This is a genomic window from Bifidobacterium vespertilionis, from assembly GCF_008698145.1.
Classification (GTDB): domain Bacteria; phylum Actinomycetota; class Actinomycetes; order Actinomycetales; family Bifidobacteriaceae; genus Bifidobacterium; species Bifidobacterium vespertilionis.
In genome coordinates this window covers 99,648-115,731 of record NZ_RZNZ01000001.1, presented here as the reverse complement: position 1 = coordinate 115,731, position 16,084 = coordinate 99,648, and the positions used below count along the sequence as shown (strand labels likewise).

General features: G+C 63.9%; 16 protein-coding genes. 6 read left to right on the top strand and 10 right to left on the bottom strand.

Annotated elements, in window-relative coordinates; translation table 11 throughout:
* Positions 1-215 precede the first annotated feature (215 nt).
* On the top strand, positions 216-1,076 hold the full coding sequence (locus tag EMO90_RS00440) for a formate/nitrite transporter family protein (protein WP_150353171.1): 861 nt from the start codon (positions 216-218) through the stop codon (positions 1,074-1,076).
* Positions 1,077-1,131: 55 nt separating this feature from the next.
* On the opposite strand, the gene EMO90_RS00435 is transcribed toward EMO90_RS00440, so the two are convergent.
* A complete protein-coding gene (locus EMO90_RS00435; protein ID WP_150353172.1) occupies positions 1,132-1,590 on the bottom strand; it encodes a CPBP family glutamic-type intramembrane protease in 459 nt (152 codons plus the stop codon).
* Positions 1,591-1,628: 38 nt separating this feature from the next.
* On the bottom strand, positions 1,629-1,991 hold the full coding sequence (locus EMO90_RS00430; protein ID WP_150353173.1) for a hypothetical protein: 363 nt from the start codon (positions 1,989-1,991) through the stop codon (positions 1,629-1,631).
* Between the two features lie 285 nt (positions 1,992-2,276).
* Here EMO90_RS00430 and thrC point away from each other — a divergent pair, with 285 nt between their 5' ends.
* A complete protein-coding gene (gene thrC, locus EMO90_RS00425) occupies positions 2,277-3,764 on the top strand; it encodes a threonine synthase (RefSeq protein ID WP_150353174.1) in 1,488 nt (495 codons plus the stop codon).
* Positions 3,765-4,137: 373 nt separating this feature from the next.
* On the opposite strand, the gene EMO90_RS00420 is transcribed toward thrC, so the two are convergent.
* Positions 4,138-5,133 carry a D-isomer specific 2-hydroxyacid dehydrogenase family protein gene (locus tag EMO90_RS00420; protein ID WP_150353175.1) on the bottom strand — a complete coding sequence of 332 codons (996 nt, stop codon included), beginning with the start codon at positions 5,131-5,133 and terminating at the stop codon, positions 4,138-4,140.
* A gap of 21 nt (positions 5,134-5,154) precedes the next feature.
* Entirely contained in the window at positions 5,155-5,547 is a 393-nt protein-coding gene (locus EMO90_RS00415; RefSeq protein ID WP_150353176.1) for a GntR family transcriptional regulator, read from the bottom strand.
* Positions 5,548-5,866: 319 nt separating this feature from the next.
* Between EMO90_RS00415 and EMO90_RS00410 the strand changes: the two genes are divergently transcribed.
* On the top strand, positions 5,867-6,049 hold the full coding sequence (locus EMO90_RS00410; protein ID WP_150353177.1) for a hypothetical protein: 183 nt from the start codon (positions 5,867-5,869) through the stop codon (positions 6,047-6,049).
* A 60-nt stretch (positions 6,050-6,109) separates the two neighbouring features.
* Here the strand turns inward: EMO90_RS00410 and EMO90_RS00405 are convergent, their stop codons facing one another.
* The 4 genes from EMO90_RS00405 to EMO90_RS00390 form a co-directional block, all read right to left on the bottom strand.
* A complete protein-coding gene (locus tag EMO90_RS00405; RefSeq protein ID WP_150353178.1) occupies positions 6,110-8,170 on the bottom strand; it encodes a cation:proton antiporter in 2,061 nt (686 codons plus the stop codon).
* A gap of 191 nt (positions 8,171-8,361) precedes the next feature.
* Positions 8,362-9,030, bottom strand: a complete 669-nt coding sequence (locus EMO90_RS00400; RefSeq protein ID WP_150353179.1) for an HAD family hydrolase — start codon at positions 9,028-9,030, stop codon at positions 8,362-8,364.
* Between the two features lie 28 nt (positions 9,031-9,058).
* A complete protein-coding gene (locus EMO90_RS00395) occupies positions 9,059-10,891 on the bottom strand; it encodes a DNA repair protein RecN (protein ID WP_150353180.1) in 1,833 nt (610 codons plus the stop codon).
* Positions 10,891-11,859 (bottom strand): NAD kinase, encoded by a 969-nt coding sequence (locus EMO90_RS00390; RefSeq protein WP_150353181.1) that lies wholly within the window; start codon positions 11,857-11,859, stop codon positions 10,891-10,893. The genes EMO90_RS00395 and EMO90_RS00390 overlap by 1 nt, the downstream gene beginning before the upstream one ends.
* A gap of 364 nt (positions 11,860-12,223) precedes the next feature.
* On the opposite strand from EMO90_RS00390, the gene EMO90_RS00385 reads away from it, so the two are divergent.
* The 3 genes from EMO90_RS00385 to EMO90_RS00375 all read left to right on the top strand — a co-directional run bounded on the left by EMO90_RS00385 (position 12,224) and on the right by EMO90_RS00375 (position 15,139).
* Positions 12,224-13,549, top strand: coding sequence for a TrkH family potassium uptake protein (locus tag EMO90_RS00385; protein ID WP_449495024.1), 1,326 nt, complete (start codon positions 12,224-12,226; stop codon positions 13,547-13,549).
* Between the two features lie 76 nt (positions 13,550-13,625).
* Positions 13,626-14,282: a potassium channel family protein gene (locus tag EMO90_RS00380; protein WP_150353182.1), complete on the top strand. Its 657-nt coding sequence runs from the start codon at positions 13,626-13,628 to the stop codon at positions 14,280-14,282.
* Positions 14,283-14,464: 182 nt separating this feature from the next.
* Positions 14,465-15,139, top strand: coding sequence for a hypothetical protein (locus EMO90_RS00375; RefSeq protein WP_150353183.1), 675 nt, complete (start codon positions 14,465-14,467; stop codon positions 15,137-15,139).
* On the opposite strand, the gene EMO90_RS00370 is transcribed toward EMO90_RS00375, so the two are convergent.
* Both EMO90_RS00370 and EMO90_RS12065 read right to left on the bottom strand, forming a co-directional pair.
* A complete protein-coding gene (locus tag EMO90_RS00370; RefSeq protein ID WP_150353184.1) occupies positions 15,129-15,878 on the bottom strand; it encodes a TlyA family RNA methyltransferase in 750 nt (249 codons plus the stop codon). The genes EMO90_RS00375 and EMO90_RS00370 overlap by 11 nt on opposite strands.
* 47 nt (positions 15,879-15,925) lie before the next feature.
* Positions 15,926-16,084 (bottom strand): hypothetical protein, encoded by a 159-nt coding sequence (locus EMO90_RS12065; protein WP_190971919.1) that lies wholly within the window; start codon positions 16,082-16,084, stop codon positions 15,926-15,928.

The window sequence follows — 16,084 nt, the reverse complement described above, 5'->3', positions numbered from 1 at the left end:
ATAGTCGCATCCCGGTCCCGCGGCGGATCCGATGCCCGCGGACCGGTCGGCGGAACGGTCGGCGGAACGGTCGGCGGATCGGCCTGCTGATCGGACGGTCAACGATTGGCAACGCCGCCCGCATGGGGTCTTCACGCGCTAAGGTGTTGGTCGGCAATGCAGCGCGCCGGCCAATGTCGGGCCGGCGAGAGAAAGAGAAAAAAGGAGACGTCGTCATGTCCCAACCGCAACCATCCGTGAACGCGCTCACCCCCGCCCAGGTCGAGGAGGCGGTGGACTCGGCCGCCGAAAAGAAGGTGGCCACCCCATTCCTGCGCCTGCTGGTCTCCGCCATGTTCGCCGGCGCCTTCATCGGCTTCGGCGCCTTGTTCTTCACCGTGGTCACCTCCGACTCGTCCCTGTCCTTCGCGGCGGCCAAGCTGCTGGGCGGACTCGCCTTCTGCCTGGGTCTGGTGCTGGTGCTGTGCTGCGGATCGGAGCTGTTCACCGGCAACTCGCTCATGGTCTCCGGCGCGATGGAGCACCGCATCGGCTGGGGCGCGATGCTGGGCAACTGGGCCGTGGTCTGGATCGGCAACCTGCTGGGCGCCCTGCTGGCGGTGGCGCTGGTGTCCGCCGCGCACATCCTTGACCTCAACGCGGGCGCGGCCGGCACCACGGCCATCGCGGTCGCCGCGGCCAAGATCTCCCCCAGCTGGCTCACCCTGTTCTTCCGCGGCATCCTGTGCAACATCTTCGTGTGCCTGGCCGTGCGCATCGGCTTTGCGGCCCGCTCCGTGGCGGACAAGGTGCTGGGCATCCTGCTGCCGATCAGCGCCTTCGTGGCCTGCGGCTTCGAGCACTGCGTGGCCAACATGTTCTTCCTGCCCATGGGCCTCGTGGCCAAACTGACCGGCTACGCCCTGCCCTCCGGCGCCGACGCGTCCGTGGTGAGCGTCACCGGCATCCTCTACAACATCTCCGCCGCCACGCTGGGCAACATCGTCGGCGGCGCGATCTTCGTGGGCCTCGCCTACTGGTTCGTCCAGGGCCACCACGCCGATCGCGGCATCTTCGGCAAGGGCGGGGCGAACTGATTAAGCTGTTTGGTTTGGCCATCAACGACCACCAATGGCCAAACCAAACAGCCCACTATTCATTATTATTCAAAGTCCCATTTTTTAGCACTGTTACAGAGATATAAATAAAAACAACAAATAGAGAAAAAGACATGACATAGTATCCAATTACGTCATAATATCCGAGATAAAGAGACAAAACCATATCCCACACACAGTGAGACAAACAGATACCTAACAGAGCCCCCGTACAACGGTACAACAAAACAATAAAGATTGGCCATATAAATGCACGCAGTGCGGGCCATCCTTGGTATAGATGAAATACTCCACGCATCAAGCTATTTAAGATTAAAATAACCCACCATGGGATATTGCCACGCCTCAGACAAGTTACCAGTAATGCCAGTAATACAGTTTCTTCCTCCAACGGCCCAATAAAGTTATTAGCAAAAGCGAGAAACTCAGCAAAAGGCCCGATGGTAATCATTCTTGTATCAACATATTGATACTTTATATTGAAGTAAGACATAAAAAAAACTGATTACAAAGCTTAGCCTATTTGCTGCGCTAAAAAATAAACAGCCCCACAATAAAGGGCAACAATTGAATATTCCAAGGAACCTTCAATTGCCTGCATGATGGAGAAACGCGTCGACGCAACATATAAGTCGCGCCAATTGTACAAATAATTACAACAAGTCGTATGGCATGTGTATATGCTATTTCCCACTCATTCAGCGGGCCAAGATAACCACCAGCGTCTATGACCTTACCGCCATTAATATTTGTTAATGATATTTCTACACTGCCACCAAAGTCTATCCAATACAAAATGGCAATTATTGGTATGCTAATTAATGCAAGACGTATAGGATGCTTCGATGGGACAAGGCCAGTCCGATCTACTCGAACAGTATTCCAAACAGTCATCCACGCCGATTGCAATACGCGCATAACCTCAACCCCTTCTAGAATCAGCTATACAATTTATGATACCACATTCCGCCACGATCATAAAAATATTCGTCCGGGCGCACCAACGAACGTTGACGCCAGCCGCATACTCACGAATAAACCTCTGTTGCGGTTGTGAGACGGCAGCACCCTCCCCAGCCCCATTGTCCCGTATGTGGACCAAGTCCGCCGCCCGTACGGCGCGTTCGCTAGAATGTTGATGCTTAGTCAAGCCGTGAACCACAAGCAAAGGACGCATCCGTGATCACCTTCCACAGCACGCGCAGCACCACCGATTCGCTCACCGCCAAGCAGGCCATTCGCAAGGGCATCGCCGACGACGGGGGCCTGTTCGTCTCCGATTCGCTCGGCCAGACCCATGTGGACCTTGCGAACATCGCCTCCAAGAGCTATCAGGAGATCGCCCTCGACGTGCTCGGCGCGCTGCTGCCCGACTATACGGCCGATGAGCTCAAGGCCTGCATCGACGAGGCGTACGGCAGCCAGTGGTCCGATCCGGCCATCACGCCCCTGAAGCCCCTGGGCGACGACTTTGTGCTGGAGCTGTTCAACGGCCCCACCTCCGCGTTCAAGGACGTGGCCCTGCAGATCCTGCCGCGCTTCATGGCCCGCACCACGCCGGCCGGGGGCGACCCGGACGAGAAGATCATGATTCTCACCGCCACCTCCGGAGACACCGGCAAGGCCGCGTTGGCCGGCTTCGCGGACGCGGCGGGCACCGGCATCACCGTCTTCTACCCGGAGGGCAAGGTCTCCCAGGTGCAGGAGCTGCAGATGACCACGCAGACCGGCTCCAACGTGAAGGTGGCCGCGGTCAGGGGCAACTTCGACGACGCCCAGTCCGCCGTCAAGCGCATCTTCGGCGACCGCGAGCTGGCGGACAGGCTCGCCGCCGACTCGCACGTGGTGCTCTCCTCCGCCAACTCGATCAACGTGGGCCGTCTGGTTCCGCAGGTGGTCTACTACTTCTCCGCCTACGCGCAGCTGCTCCAGCAGCAGATCATCAACACCGGCGACGAGGTGGAGTTCGTGGTCCCCACCGGCAACTTCGGCGACATCCTGGCCGGCTACTACGCCAAACTGCTGGGCCTGCCGGTCAAGCATCTCGTGGTCGCCTCGGACAGGAACAACGTGCTGTTCGACTTCCTGACCACCGGCTCGTACAACCGCAACCGCCCGTTCTTCCAGACCATCAGCCCGTCCATGGACATCCTCATCTCCTCGAACCTGGAGCGCATGCTCTACTACTTCGCGGAGAAGGACACGCGTCTGATCTCCATGCTCATGAACGACCTCAAGAACTACGGCTGCTACGAGGTGCCCGAGGAGCTGCTCGCCAAGATCCGCCACGTGTTCGGCTGCGGATGGGCCAACGAGGATCAGGTGCGCCAGGCCATCGCCGACTGCTGGAAGAAGAACCGCTACGTGATCGACCCGCACACCGCCTGCGGCTACTTCGTGATGCAGCAGATGCCGGCCGACCCGCTCACCCCGCGCGTGCTGCTGTCCACCGCGAGCCCCTACAAATTCCCGCGCGTGGTCAACGAATCGCTTGGCCTCGACGCCACGGGCACCGACTTCGAGTGCATGGATGTGCTCGCCGAAGCCACCGGCACCAAGGCTCCCGCCGCCCTGCGTGGACTGGAGACCGCCGATGTGCGATTCAGCGATGTGATCGGCATCGATGAGATGGAGGACTTCGTCGCGGGCACGGCCGAAGCGCTCTGATCGTCCTTTCCCAATCGTTCGCGCCCTGATGCGTCTCATTTCGCCACCGATTCCGACAATGGCAGCGTTTCGAGACACATCAGGGCGTTTCTGCGTCTCATTTCGCTACCAATTCCAGGACCGGGTGTGACTTGAGACACGGGAGGGACTCAGGAGGGACACAGGCGGGCAATGCATGTCTCATTTCGCCGCCAATTCCGAAACCGGTGGCGAAATGAGACGCTCCGGGGCGTTTCTGCGTCTCAAAACGCATCCGGTTCTGGAATTGGCGGCGAAATGAGACAAAGGAGAAGCAGCGAGCGTCTCAAACTGCCGCCGCCAATTTCGGATTTGGTGGTGATTCGAGACATGGCAATGTCTCCGCCCACCCGCATCACACCAGCCGGGTGCGGTACTCCCCCGTCTCGGCCACGGCCTTGATGCCCTCCACGGAATGGTCAACCATCGAACGCACCGCCGCGTCCGTGTAGAACGCCATGTGCTGGGTCATCACCACGTTCGGGAACTGACGCAGGTAGGCGATGCCGCGATTGGTGAGGATGTCCGTGCGCCGATCGCGATGGATCAGCTCCTCCTCGGTCTCCACGGTGTCCAGTCCGAGCCCGCCGATCTTCTTCGCCTCGATGTTGTCGATCAGCGCCTCGAGATCCATGAGCTCGCCGCGGGCGCAGTTGATGAGCACCACGCCGTCCTTCATGCGCGCGATCGAATCGCGGTTGATGATGTGCTTGTTGGCGTTGTGCCCATGCTCGATCAGCGGCATGTGCAGGGTGATCAGATCGGACTTGGCATACAGGGTGTCGATGTCCACGTATTCGGCCACCTTGGCGGCCTCGGGGTTCGGATACGGATCGTATGCGAGGATTTTGCAGCCGAAGCCGGTGAGGATCCGGATCACCGTGCGCCCGATGCGGCCGGTGCCCATCACGCCCACGGTGAGATTGCGCATCTCGCGGCCCTGCAGACCTTCCAGCGAGAAGTCGTACACCTGTCCGCGCCACAGGGCCGGCTTGTAATTGCGCAGCACCAGCAGCATGAACATCACGGTGTATTCGGCCACGCCGTTGGGCGCGTAGTCGGCGTTGAGCACGGCCACGCCGAGCCGCTTGGCCGCGTCCAGATCGATGTGGTTCACGCCGATCGTGCGCGTGGCGGCCACGGCCACGCCCATGCCCTTGAGGATCTCCAGCAGTTCGGCGCCGAGTTGGCTGTGGCCCAGCACGCTCACGCCGGCGGCGCCACGGGCCAGCTCCGCATTGGCGGCGGTCAGCGCCTCCGCGTGCAGCTCCACCTCGACGCCCGTGCGCTCGGCGGCATTGGCGAAATCGGCGCGTTCATCTTCCCGTACATCAAAAGCAGCGATTTTCATGCGATCATTCTATCGCCGCCGTTATTTGGAATCCGGCCCCGGCGTGCTGTTGTACCGATCCTCGAGCATGCCAAGCAGGTCGATCAGCGGAATGCCGGCGGTTTTGGCGGCGACGCACACCGCATCCAATGTGGCGCCGACGCGGGCCGTGAGTTGCTCGCGCATGCGATCGGCGCTGCGATCCGCCACGAAGGTGCCCTTGCCCTGCACGTTGACGAGAATGCCGTCTTCGGCCAGCTCGTTGTAGGCGCGCGTGATGGTGAGTATGGAGATGCCCAGCTCACCGGCGAGCTTGCGCAGCGACGGCAGCGGATCGCCCGGCAACAGGTCGCCATTGAGCACTGCGGCGCGGATCTGCTGCTTGATCTGCTCATAAATCGGTTTGCCGGAGGTCTCGGAGACGGTGATTTTCATACGACGCCACCTCCTGTTGACCTGTACATCTGTATAGCATTACAGTATCACGGATTGGGGCAACTGTGCAAGTTGATTGCATAACAGCGGCCGCGGTTGCAATCCGGTGCCCCTTATGGCGCAGAATGAGCGAATCCATTGCGCCAGAGGGCAATTCAAGTCCGCTAGTCATCCGATTCGCTCACTTTGCCTTCGGCAACGTACAGAATGAGCAGATCCAATGCGCTACAGCCCAATTCACCTCCACTAAACATCAAATCCGCTCATTCTGTGCCGTCAGACATCCGATCCGCTCATTCTACGGCGCAAGGAATCCAGAATGAGCAGATTTATTGCGCTAGGTGACGATCTGAGCCCTGACGATCTGAGCCCACCAGACATCCGATCTGCTCACTTTGCCTTCGGCAACGTACAGAATGAGCAGATCCAATGCGGCACAACCCAATTCCACCCCGGTAAACATCCGATTCGCTCATTCTGCCATCCGAAGCGCACAGAATGAGCGGATCCATTGTGTCGGATGGCCCAGCGCGCCAGCCGGCCCACTTAGCCACTGAGCCACTTAGCTCAGCGCCACTTCGGCCTGCATCAGATGCACGTTGGCGCGCATGAGCTTGGCGTCCTCGCGCGTGATCTCCTTGCTTTCCAGCATCTCGCGGATCGTGTCCATCTCCATGCGCATGGCATCGGCTCGCGCGGCCTCCAGCGCGGAGGCATCGGCCATCTGCGCGGCGGACATGGAGGTGTCCAGGATCTGGTTCAGGCCCCTGCGGTACTCGATGAGCAGCTCGGCCACGAGCTCCACATCGTAGGCGTGGCTCAGCAGCAGGTCCTGCAACTTCTCCATCACATCGCTGTACAGCGGCACCTGCACGGCGCGGATCGCCCGCGTGCGTTCGGCCTCGAGACCGGGCGTGCGCTGGGCGATGCCCTCCCAGAACCGGCGGATGACCGGCATGAAGCGGCGGCGCAGCTTGGCGATCCGGAAGCCCAGGCCATGCCCGCGCCCGTTCGCGGCCGGATCCAGCCGCTCCAGCACGCCGTCGATGTGTTCCAGCAGATACTGCGCGCCCTGCAGCTGCAGTCTGGTCTCCTCGTCCGGGTTGAGGACCTTCTCGCGGGATTCGATGGCATCGCGCAGCCAGTCGCGCTCCCATTTCAGCGTCCGCACGCGCAACTCGTTGGCCTCCTTGGGCGAGGTGGCGGAGTTGATGTTCGTCTCCACGCGCTCGATGCGATCGTAATAGCCCTTGAGCACCTGTGTGACGGCCGCGTGGGTTTCGGCGGTGTCCGCATCGACGATCTTGGCGATCGTGCGGCGGAGCATCTCCACATCGCGTCTCGACCACTCCTCGTTGGAGGTGTCCTCCGGCTTGGGCGACAGCTTGGGCAGCATGACGTTGGAGAGCACGATCGACAGGACGATGTACCCGGACACGATGAACAGCAGGATGTTGCGCACGGGAACCGAGGCCCCGGCGTCGATCGAATACGGCAGCGTGAACGCCATGGCCAGCGAAATGGCACCCTTGGGACCGCCGAAGGTCATGACCACGGCCGAATGCCAGCGTTCCGGCGTCATTTTGCGGCGCAGGCCGGTGACCGTGTCCTTGGCCAGACGCAGCGTGGCGGCGCACCAGACGAAGCGCAGCAGCAGCGTGAGCACGGTGAGCAGCAGCACCAGACCGATCATGGCCCACAGATTCACGCGCGGGTCCTCCCAGATGGCGCGCATGGCGATGGGCAGCTGGATGCCCAGCAGCACGAACACCGTGCCGTTGAGCGTGAAGTCGACGAAGTGCCACACGGAATTGGACACCAGGTTGACGCGGGCCACATCACCGCCCACGCCCTTGCGCGGGAAGGTGATGACCACGCCGCAGGCCACCACGGCCAGCAGGCCGGAGATGCCCACGTGCTCGGAGATGAGGTACACGCCGAACGGCAGGAAGCTCTCCATGAGCATGCGCGTGGTCACGTCCTCAAGATTGTGCTTGCGCAGCATGAGGACCAGCCGGTCGAACAGCAGGCCCACGGCCGCGCCGATCAATGTGCCAAGCACGAAGCTGGCCAGCACCTGGCTGCTGAAACTGACCGGGGAGAATTTGCCGGTCGCCAGTGCGACGAGCATGGTCTGGAAGCCGACCAGGCTCACCGGATCGTTGAGCAGGCTTTCGCTCTGCAGCACTGACTGCTGTCTGGGCGTGAGCTTCACCACGCCGCCCAACTGGGCCACGGACACGGCGTCGGTGGGGCTGATCACCGCTCCCATCGCCACGGCGGCCATCATGGGAATGGCGGGCCAGATCTCGTGCAGGGCCACGCCGCTGATGGCCATGGTCACCAGCACCAGTCCCACGGCCAGTGACAGGGACAGGCCGATGTCCTTGCTCAGCGCCTTGCGGTCGATGTTGCGCGCCTCAAGGTAGAAGAGCGGGACGATGAACAGCAGCATGAACATGTCCGGTTCGAACTGGACGTTCTGCAGCGACGGCGTGAAATACCAGATGATGCCGAAGGCGATTTGGATGAGCGGGGTGGAGATCTTGGGCAGGAAACGACTCAGGAAGGAGGAAATCAGAACGGCGAACAGAATCTCCGTGACCAGAATCGCAGTACCCATGGCCCTAGCTCCCTTGTGGCACCCGTGCGGGCAGCCTTATCCGAGGAAATCTTACGCCGTCCGGCCGTCCGGGAACGGCATCCTAACGCAATGCGAACAAATGATGCCGTTCCCCGCAGCGCGTCCCTTACGGTTTCCTTACGCACGAATGCCCACTCGGCCATGCGCCAACCCGCCCTGCAACGTGCGCGCTACAGCGTGCGCGGCGCCTCGGAGAAATCGAACAGCACCCCGTCCGCCTCGTCGCAGATGGCGGGCCAATCACGGTCCGAGGAGTCGTCGTGCATGGCCCATACGGACATGCCCACGGACTTGGCGGAGCGGATGCCGATCAGGATGTCCTCGAACACCGTGCAGTCGCGCGGATCCACGCCCAGACGGGAGGCGGCGAGCAAGTAGACGTCGGGGCGGTCCTTGCCCACGTCGTTGGCGTCGTCCACGCTCACGATCACGTCGAACAGATCGAAGATGCCCACGTGCCTCATGGCCGGCTCCCGGAGCGCGGGCGGCAGGGAGGTGGCCACGGCGAGCCTGGCGCCGCTGGCCTTGAGATGCTCCAGATATTCCCGCGCGTGCGGCTTGGCCTCCACCATGGTGCCGTACGCCTCACGGGCCATTTCATCCCATTCGGCCATCAGCTGCTCGGGCGTGTCCGTGAGGTCGAAGCGGGCGATCGTGTATTCGGCGATCTGTCGGAACTGCATGGATCCCACTTTGATCATGTAGTCGTCCGGCACATCAATGCCTCGCTTGGCCAGCGAATCGATGTCGATCTGGTCCCACACGCCCATGGAGTCGAGCAGGGTGCCGTCCAGATCGAAGATGGCGGCCTTGCCGGCGTTGGATTGCGATGCGTTCATGGTTCTTCCTTCCCGTGGGTTGCGGCGATCACAGTTTTGACTCGGCGAGCAGCTCGCGCGCATGGTCGAGCGACGTTTCGGACTCGCTGCCGGAGAGCATGCGGGCGATCTCGCGCACACGGTCGTCGCCGTCGGCGCGGGATACGCTGGTGGACACCCCGGCCGGACGGGACTCCCCCGCGTTCCCCGCGGCCTTGCTCACCACGAACTGCGCGTCCGCCCACGAGGCCACCTGCGCCAGATGGGTGACCACGATCACCTGCGCACTGCGGGCCAGCATGGCGAGACGCTTGCCCAGCTCCACGGCGGCCTTGCCGCCCACGCCGGCGTCCACCTCGTCGAAGATGAACGTCATGCCGGATCGTCCGTCGCCGGACGCGCCGGTGCCATCGCCGGTGTTCTTCTCGCCGGAAGCTTTATTGCCACCACCTTCTTGCGGTGCGTCCGTTCCCCTTCGCTCCGCCGCCGCGAGCTCCAGCGCAAGCATCAGTCGGCTCAGCTCGCCGCCCGATGCGCTCTTGCCCATCGGCAGCTGCGGGGAGCCCGGGAACGGGGTGAACAGGAAGGAGATGTCGTCGCCGCCGTGCGCGTCCAGCGCATCGGGACCACCCAGCCGGGAGACGACCCTCACCTCCAGACCGGCCCCCGCCATGGCCAGATCCTCCAATTCGGCGCTCACCTTGCGGCCCAGGGCCTTCGCGGCCCGCACGCGGGCGCCATGCAGCGCCTCGGCGGCCTTGACCGCGGTGGCGAGCAGCGCGGCCCGCCGTTTCCCGAGCTCGTCAATCTTCTCCGGAGAGGCGTCCAGATCCTCCAGCTCCATGCCGGCCTGCTCGCGCCAAGCGAGCACGTCGTCCAGCGTGGGACCCCAGCGCCGGAGCAGTTCGTCCAAGTCGTGGATGCGCTCGTTGATGGCGTCCAGATCGGCCCCGTCCTCGCTTTCGTCGATCTGCCGTGTCAGGGAGAGCACCACGTCGGCGATCTCATCGCCGATCGACTCGAGCCGGTCGGCGCTCTCCTCGAACACGCCGCCCATGCGGATGCCTCGCAGCGACTGCACGGCCCGGTCGAGCAACTGGGAGACGCCCGATCCGCCGTCATCGTCATAGCCGGCCTGCGCGGAATCCAGCGCGGCCACGGCCCCGCCCACGCCTTGCGCGATGGCCGCGGCGTTCTCAATGCGGTCCCGCTTGGCCTTGAGCTCCTCATCCTCGCCGGAGACGGGGGCGACCCTGTCGATGCGCGCGATCGCATCCTTGAGATAGTCGGCGCGTTGGCGGGCCTCGGCCTCCTGCCCCTGCAGCTTGGCGAGCTTCTCGTCCATGGCCTTGAGCTCGCGCCACGCCGTGCGGTAGGCCTCCAGCGTGGCGGAATCGCCGGCATAGGCGTCCAGGAACTCGCGCTGGCGGGTCGGCGAGGCGATGCGCAGCTGGTCGGCCTGCCCGTGGATGGTCACCAGTTCGCCGGCCAGTTCCGTAAGCACACCCCGGGGCACACTATGGCCGTTGAGCATGGCCCTGGAACGCCCCTTGGCAGGCACACAGCGGGTGAGGAACAGTTCGCCGTCCTGGGGCCCCGACCCGGCTTCATCGGCGATGGAGGCGGCCTTGGAGCCGTCCAGCACCGCGAAGATGCCCTGGGCGCGCGTCTCGTCGGCCCCCGCGCTGATCCGTCCCGCATCCGCGGAGGCGCCGGAGATGAGCCGGATGGCGTTGAGCAGCATGGACTTGCCCGCGCCGGTCTCGCCGGTGATGGCGGTCATGCCCGGCGCGAAGTCCAGCAGGGCGTGGCGGATGGGCGCGAAATCCAGCACCGCATGGTGGATGGGCCCCAGATTGCGGATCTCCAGTTCCTCGAGCATCAGCGCGCCTCCGTCAGTCCCAGTCCGCCGGAGGCCGCGCCGCAGTCCCCGTCTCCATGCCCGCCGCGGTCCGCATGATCGGACTGCACCTGCTGCGCATGCTCGCGCCAGCCCACCACGGGCAGATCGAACTTGGTGACGAGCCGGTTCGTGAACGGCACGCCGGACAGGCGGGCGAGCCGCAGCGTGTCGCGGGACTGGCGCACCTCGATGCGCGTGCCCTTGGGCAGAACGCGCTGGCGGCGGCCGTCGCAGCAGATCCAGCCTTCGGACATGGAGTTGTCCAGCACCTCCATGGTGAACGTGGAGCCGGCGCCGATCACCAGCGGTCTGGCGAACAGCGCGTGCGCGGCGATCGGCACGAGCTGCAGGGCCTGCACGTTCGGCCAGATGATCGGGCCTCCGGCGGAGAAGGCGTAGGCGGTGGAGCCGGTGGGCGTGGAGACGATCACGCCGTCGCAGCCGAAGGAACTCATGTCCACACCATCGACCTGGATGCCAAGCTCCACCATCTTGCCGCGGTCGGCGCGCTCCACGGTGATGTCGTTGAGGGCCCAGTCCTGCAGCGTCCCGCCGCCGTCCGGCAGGGTCACGTCCACATGCGCGATCATGCGCTCGTCCACGGAATAGTCGTGCTCGGCCACGCGCCTGATCGCGTCGGGCAGCTGGAAGCTCTCGAATTCGGCCAGGAAGCCCACATGTCCCATGTTGATGCCGATGATCGGCACCTGCGTGCAGTGCACCAGCTCGGCGGCGCGCAGGATCGTGCCGTCGCCGCCCAGCACCACCACGATCTCCGTGTTCGCCTTGACCACGGGCGGCTGCACGCCGAACGCCGGGGCCGAAAGGTTGTCCACGATCGTCACCTCGAACCCCACACGGCGCAGCTGCTCCACAACCTCCGCGACGACGTTGCCGCTGGCTCGCAGGCGCTGATGGGTGACCACCACGGCATGGCGTGTGCTCATAGGGGAAATCCTTTCGACGGCGGGCGCCGATTGGCGCATGTGGTTCCAATCCTAGCGGCCCGAACGCGAAAAAACGGCGTATCATCGACACATAGTGAAACCGAGAAGGATCAGACGACCGTATGGACGCAAACCGCGCGGACCGCGCGGCGGGCTCATCCATACCCTGAAACTGCCCGGTTGGAAGCGGCGCGCGGACACCTCCGATCTGGTCACCACGCAGAGCGATTCGGCCATGGCGAACGCCAGCCGAACCACCGAGTCGGGCGCTCCGGACTGGGTGCGGCACGCGCTGCGCCTGCGCGACGACGGCGGTCGGAGGGAAGGCCCGGGACCAGTGTCCGCGCGCGCCCGGATCGACGGCATGCTCGCCCATCCCGGACAGATGTCCGCATGCTACTTCCTGGCGCTCATTCTCATTGTGGCCCTGCTGCTGTGGCTGCCGGTCTCCTCGCGCGAATTCGGATCCACATCGCCGCATGTGGCCATCTTCACCGCGGTCTCGGCACTGTCCACCTGCGGCATCCCGGTGGTCAACACGGCCGTCCACTGGACCATCTTCGGACAGGCCGTGATCCTCATCGCGGTGCAGCTGGGAGGCCTGGGCGTCATGACCTTCGCCTCCATGATCGCCATCGCCACCAGCCGGCACATCAAGGTGTCGCAGCGTCTGCTGACCGCCACGGAACTGGGCGCCACCAAGCTCAGCGAGGTCAAGAGCATCATCACCGTGGTGCTCGTGAGCACCTTCGCCATCGAGGCGATCACGTTCGCCGCCCTGTTCCCGGGACTGTACCGGTCCAACGGCGGCCGGGTGGGGCGCACGGTCTGGCAATCCCTGTTCTACGCGGTCTCCGCATACAACAACACCGGGTTCACGCCGGATGCGACCGGACTGGTGGTCAACAGCTGGGGCGTGGGGCTGCCGATCATGGCCAGCGCGTTCTGCGGCACCATCGGCTTCCCGGTGATCCTCAACGTCTTCCGCACCACCCGCGCCCGCCGGTCTCCGCGGCACTGGAGCCTGCACACCAAGCTCACGCTCGTCACCACAATCGTCGTGGTGGCGGTGTCGCTGCTGTGGTTCCTCGCGGCGGAGTGGAACAATGCGACGCTGTTCCCCGGGGCGGACGATTCCAAGCGTTTCCGGTACGCGCTGTCCGCCGCCGTGATGCCCCGATCGGCCGGATTCGACATCACCTGGGTGCCTCAGGTCAGCGAGCAGACCAAGGTGTTCATGAGCGCGGTGATGTTCATCGGCACCGGCAGCTCGTCCACGGGCGGCGGCATCCGCGTGACCACGTTCGTCGTGCTGCTGCTCATCTGCCGGGCCGCCCTACTCAACCAGCGCGACATCACGGTGTTCCATCGCCGCCTGCCCCGCCAGGTGCGTCTCATGGCGGTCAGCGTGGCCTTCACCTGCCTGATGGCCGTCTACGTGGGGGCGATTGCGCTGATCATCGCCACGGGATGCACGTTCGGCGACGCGATCTTCGAGGCGAGCTCGGCGTTCAGTCTGGGCGGCTATTCGGTGGGCGTGGCCAGCCCCGACTCCCCCGCATCGCTGTACATCCTCGCAGTCCTTATGCTGGTGGGACGACTGGGCCCGATGACGATCGCCTATACAACGTCCAAGACCAGACCGCAGTCCGTGGTCCGCTACCCGGAGGAGACGATCGGCGTGGGCTGACCGGGCCTCGACCGGCACGGACGACGGAAACGACACGGAAAACCAGAAGGAAAGAACCACAAGGAAAGGTTGGAACATGGCCAATGCGAACGCCAACAGCGTGCTGGTGGTCGGACTGGGACGCTTCGGCAGCGCCGTCGCGCAGACCCTCAATGATCTGGGCCAGGATCTGCTCGCCGTGGACAAGAATCCGACGCTGGTGGCCCGATGGTCCAGCGTGTTCAACGTGGTGGAGGCGGACATGACAGACATGCTCGCCGTGGAGCAGATCGGTGCCTCGGACTTCCAGAAGGCGGTGGTGGCGATCGGCGACGGCGTGGAGGCGTCCGTGCTCACCGCCGGCAACCTGCTCGACGCGGGGCTCACGGACATCTGGGCGAAATCGGTGTCCAAGGAGCATACGCGCATCCTGCAGCGCATGGGCGTGCGGCACATCATCAGCGCCGAATCCGACGCCGGCAAGCGCGTCGGACACCTCATCGCCGGCGACTACCTGGACTACATCGAGATCGAGGGCCCCTACACGGTCGTGAAGATCCACACGCCCGCCTCCATGGTCAACAAGACCGTGGGCCAGGCGCGCGTGCGCGAGCGGTTCGGCATCACGGTGATCGGCGCGATCACGCCCGGACTGCCCTTCCGGCACGGCGATGAGGACACCGTGATGCACCGCACGGACGAACTGATCGTGCTGGGCATGCAGGACCAGATCGACCGGTTCATCCGCGAGTAGGAACAACCCTGCCGATCCTGAGCGCAGCGAAGCGCAAGCCCGTCCCAAACCGGGCCGTGCACTGTTCATGGTGCCGGTTTGCCCCGTTCGCCTTCCCGATATCCATCCTTTACGATGATCAGCCATACTGGATAGCGAGAGAGAACCGCCAGGGGAAGGCGGGAGAAGGGGTTGGAACGGCAATGAATACAACGGTGTATGAAAACGGCGAGGTGCCCGCCGGGCAATATGGGGAACTCAGGACCTTCGGCACGGTGTCGATCGCGGACGACGTCAGTCTCGAATCGCTCAGCGTCCAGGGCGTGGCGACGGCCCACAACGTGCGCGGTGGCGTGCTGGTGGTGGACGGCACGCTGATCGTTTCGGGATCGCTGCGCGTGCACACGCTGGGAGGCAACGGGGAATTGCGGGTGGCCGGATCGGTGCGGACCGGACGCATGCAATTCACGGGCCTAATGCAAACCGAACGGGAACTGCGCGTGATCGACAGCCTGGACGTCAGCGGCATCCTGCGCAATGGCAAGCGGGTGGACGCGAACACCGTGGATGTGGACGGGTTCATGGATGTGACGCTGCTGCACGCGGTTCACACAGTGAGGATCGAGCCGCTGGACACGATGATGCTGTCCTGGGAGTGCTTCCGCCAGTACGACCACGCCAGCACGGCCGGAAGTATCACCTGCATGGATCTGGAGGCGCGCGACCTATCCTGCGCAAAGCTGAAGGCGCGCACGGTCACATTGCGGGGCAACAGCTACGTGCAGGATGTGAACTGCGCCAAAACGTTGAAGATGGATCGCTCGTCCGTGGCGCTTCAGGTCAGCGGCGGATGCGAGCGGATCACGCTCAACGAGTAGGGCCGGCGGTCAACCACAGCAGGTACTCGTGGTTGCCGTGGGTGCCGGCGATCGGCGACGGGGCGTGCGCGCGCACCGCAAGTCCCTGTTCCCGGGCGCAGTCGGCGACCTTGTTCAAGGCCCCCTCGCGCAGGGTCTCGCTCTCCACGATGCCACCCTTGCCCAGATTGCCCCGGCCCACCTCGAACTGAGGCTTGACCAGCAGGACGATCTGCGCGCCCGGCGCGGCGAGCTGGGCTATGGACGGCATCACATAAGTCAGGGAGATGAAGGAGACGTCGGAGACGATGTAGTCCGGCGCGAACGGCAGATCGGCGGGCGTCACGTCACGGATGTTGACGCCGCTCATCTCGATGACGCGCGGGTTGCGCGCAATGCGCGGATCCAGCTGACCGTGCCCCACGTCGAGGGCGATGACTTGTTCGGCCCCGCCGCGCAGCAGCACATCGGTGAACCCTCCGGTGGAGGCGCCGATGTCCAGGCACCGGCGGCCACGCGGGCCGGGCAGTCCCTGCGGTCCGAACGCATCCAGGGCGCCCAGCAGTTTGTAGGCGCCTCTGGATACGTAGTCGTCGCCCTTGTCCACGCTGATGTCCGCGGTCGCGTCGACGACGGCGGACGGCTTGGCCACAGGCTCGCCGTCCACCAGCACCGCACCCGATTTCACAAGCCGCTGGGCTTTGGAGCGGGTGTCCACAAGCCCGCGTTCCACGAGTTCCACATCGAGCCGGTTGGGCATCAGGCTCCTTCCATCATCAGGTCCGGCGACATGTTCCGGTTGGCGGCTCAGTCCCGGTGGGCGTCGAGCTCGGCGAGCAGGCGGTTGAGCGTGGCCTGCATCGTGTCGAGGCGGCTGTCATCATCCATGCCGCCCAGCTCCTGCAGATGCGGATAGCGTTCCACCAGCGGGCGGCGATCGTCCTTCACATCATGCTCGCGTGCCAT

Coding starts and splice junctions, on each gene's coding strand:
- EMO90_RS00415 (WP_150353176.1), bottom strand. CDS start 5,547: ATGAAAATCACCGTCTCCGAGACCTCCGGCAAACCGATTTATGAGCAG.
- EMO90_RS00385 (WP_449495024.1), top strand. CDS start 12,224: ATGCTCGCCCATCCCGGACAGATGTCCGCATGCTACTTCCTGGCGCTC.
- EMO90_RS00420 (WP_150353175.1), bottom strand. CDS start 5,133: ATGAAAATCGCTGCTTTTGATGTACGGGAAGATGAACGCGCCGATTTC.
- EMO90_RS12065 (WP_190971919.1), bottom strand. CDS start 16,084: ATGGCACGCGAGCATGATGTGAAGGACGATCGCCGCCCGCTGGTGGAA.
- EMO90_RS00375 (WP_150353183.1), top strand. CDS start 14,465: ATGAATACAACGGTGTATGAAAACGGCGAGGTGCCCGCCGGGCAATAT.
- EMO90_RS00390 (WP_150353181.1), bottom strand. CDS start 11,859: ATGAGCACACGCCATGCCGTGGTGGTCACCCATCAGCGCCTGCGAGCC.
- EMO90_RS00400 (WP_150353179.1), bottom strand. CDS start 9,030: ATGAACGCATCGCAATCCAACGCCGGCAAGGCCGCCATCTTCGATCTG.
- EMO90_RS00435 (WP_150353172.1), bottom strand. CDS start 1,590: ATGTCTTACTTCAATATAAAGTATCAATATGTTGATACAAGAATGATT.
- EMO90_RS00410 (WP_150353177.1), top strand. CDS start 5,867: ATGAGCAGATTTATTGCGCTAGGTGACGATCTGAGCCCTGACGATCTG.
- EMO90_RS00380 (WP_150353182.1), top strand. CDS start 13,626: ATGGCCAATGCGAACGCCAACAGCGTGCTGGTGGTCGGACTGGGACGC.
- EMO90_RS00370 (WP_150353184.1), bottom strand. CDS start 15,878: ATGCCCAACCGGCTCGATGTGGAACTCGTGGAACGCGGGCTTGTGGAC.
- EMO90_RS00395 (WP_150353180.1), bottom strand. CDS start 10,891: ATGCTCGAGGAACTGGAGATCCGCAATCTGGGGCCCATCCACCATGCG.
- EMO90_RS00405 (WP_150353178.1), bottom strand. CDS start 8,170: ATGGGTACTGCGATTCTGGTCACGGAGATTCTGTTCGCCGTTCTGATT.
- EMO90_RS00440 (WP_150353171.1), top strand. CDS start 216: ATGTCCCAACCGCAACCATCCGTGAACGCGCTCACCCCCGCCCAGGTC.
- EMO90_RS00430 (WP_150353173.1), bottom strand. CDS start 1,991: ATGACTGTTTGGAATACTGTTCGAGTAGATCGGACTGGCCTTGTCCCA.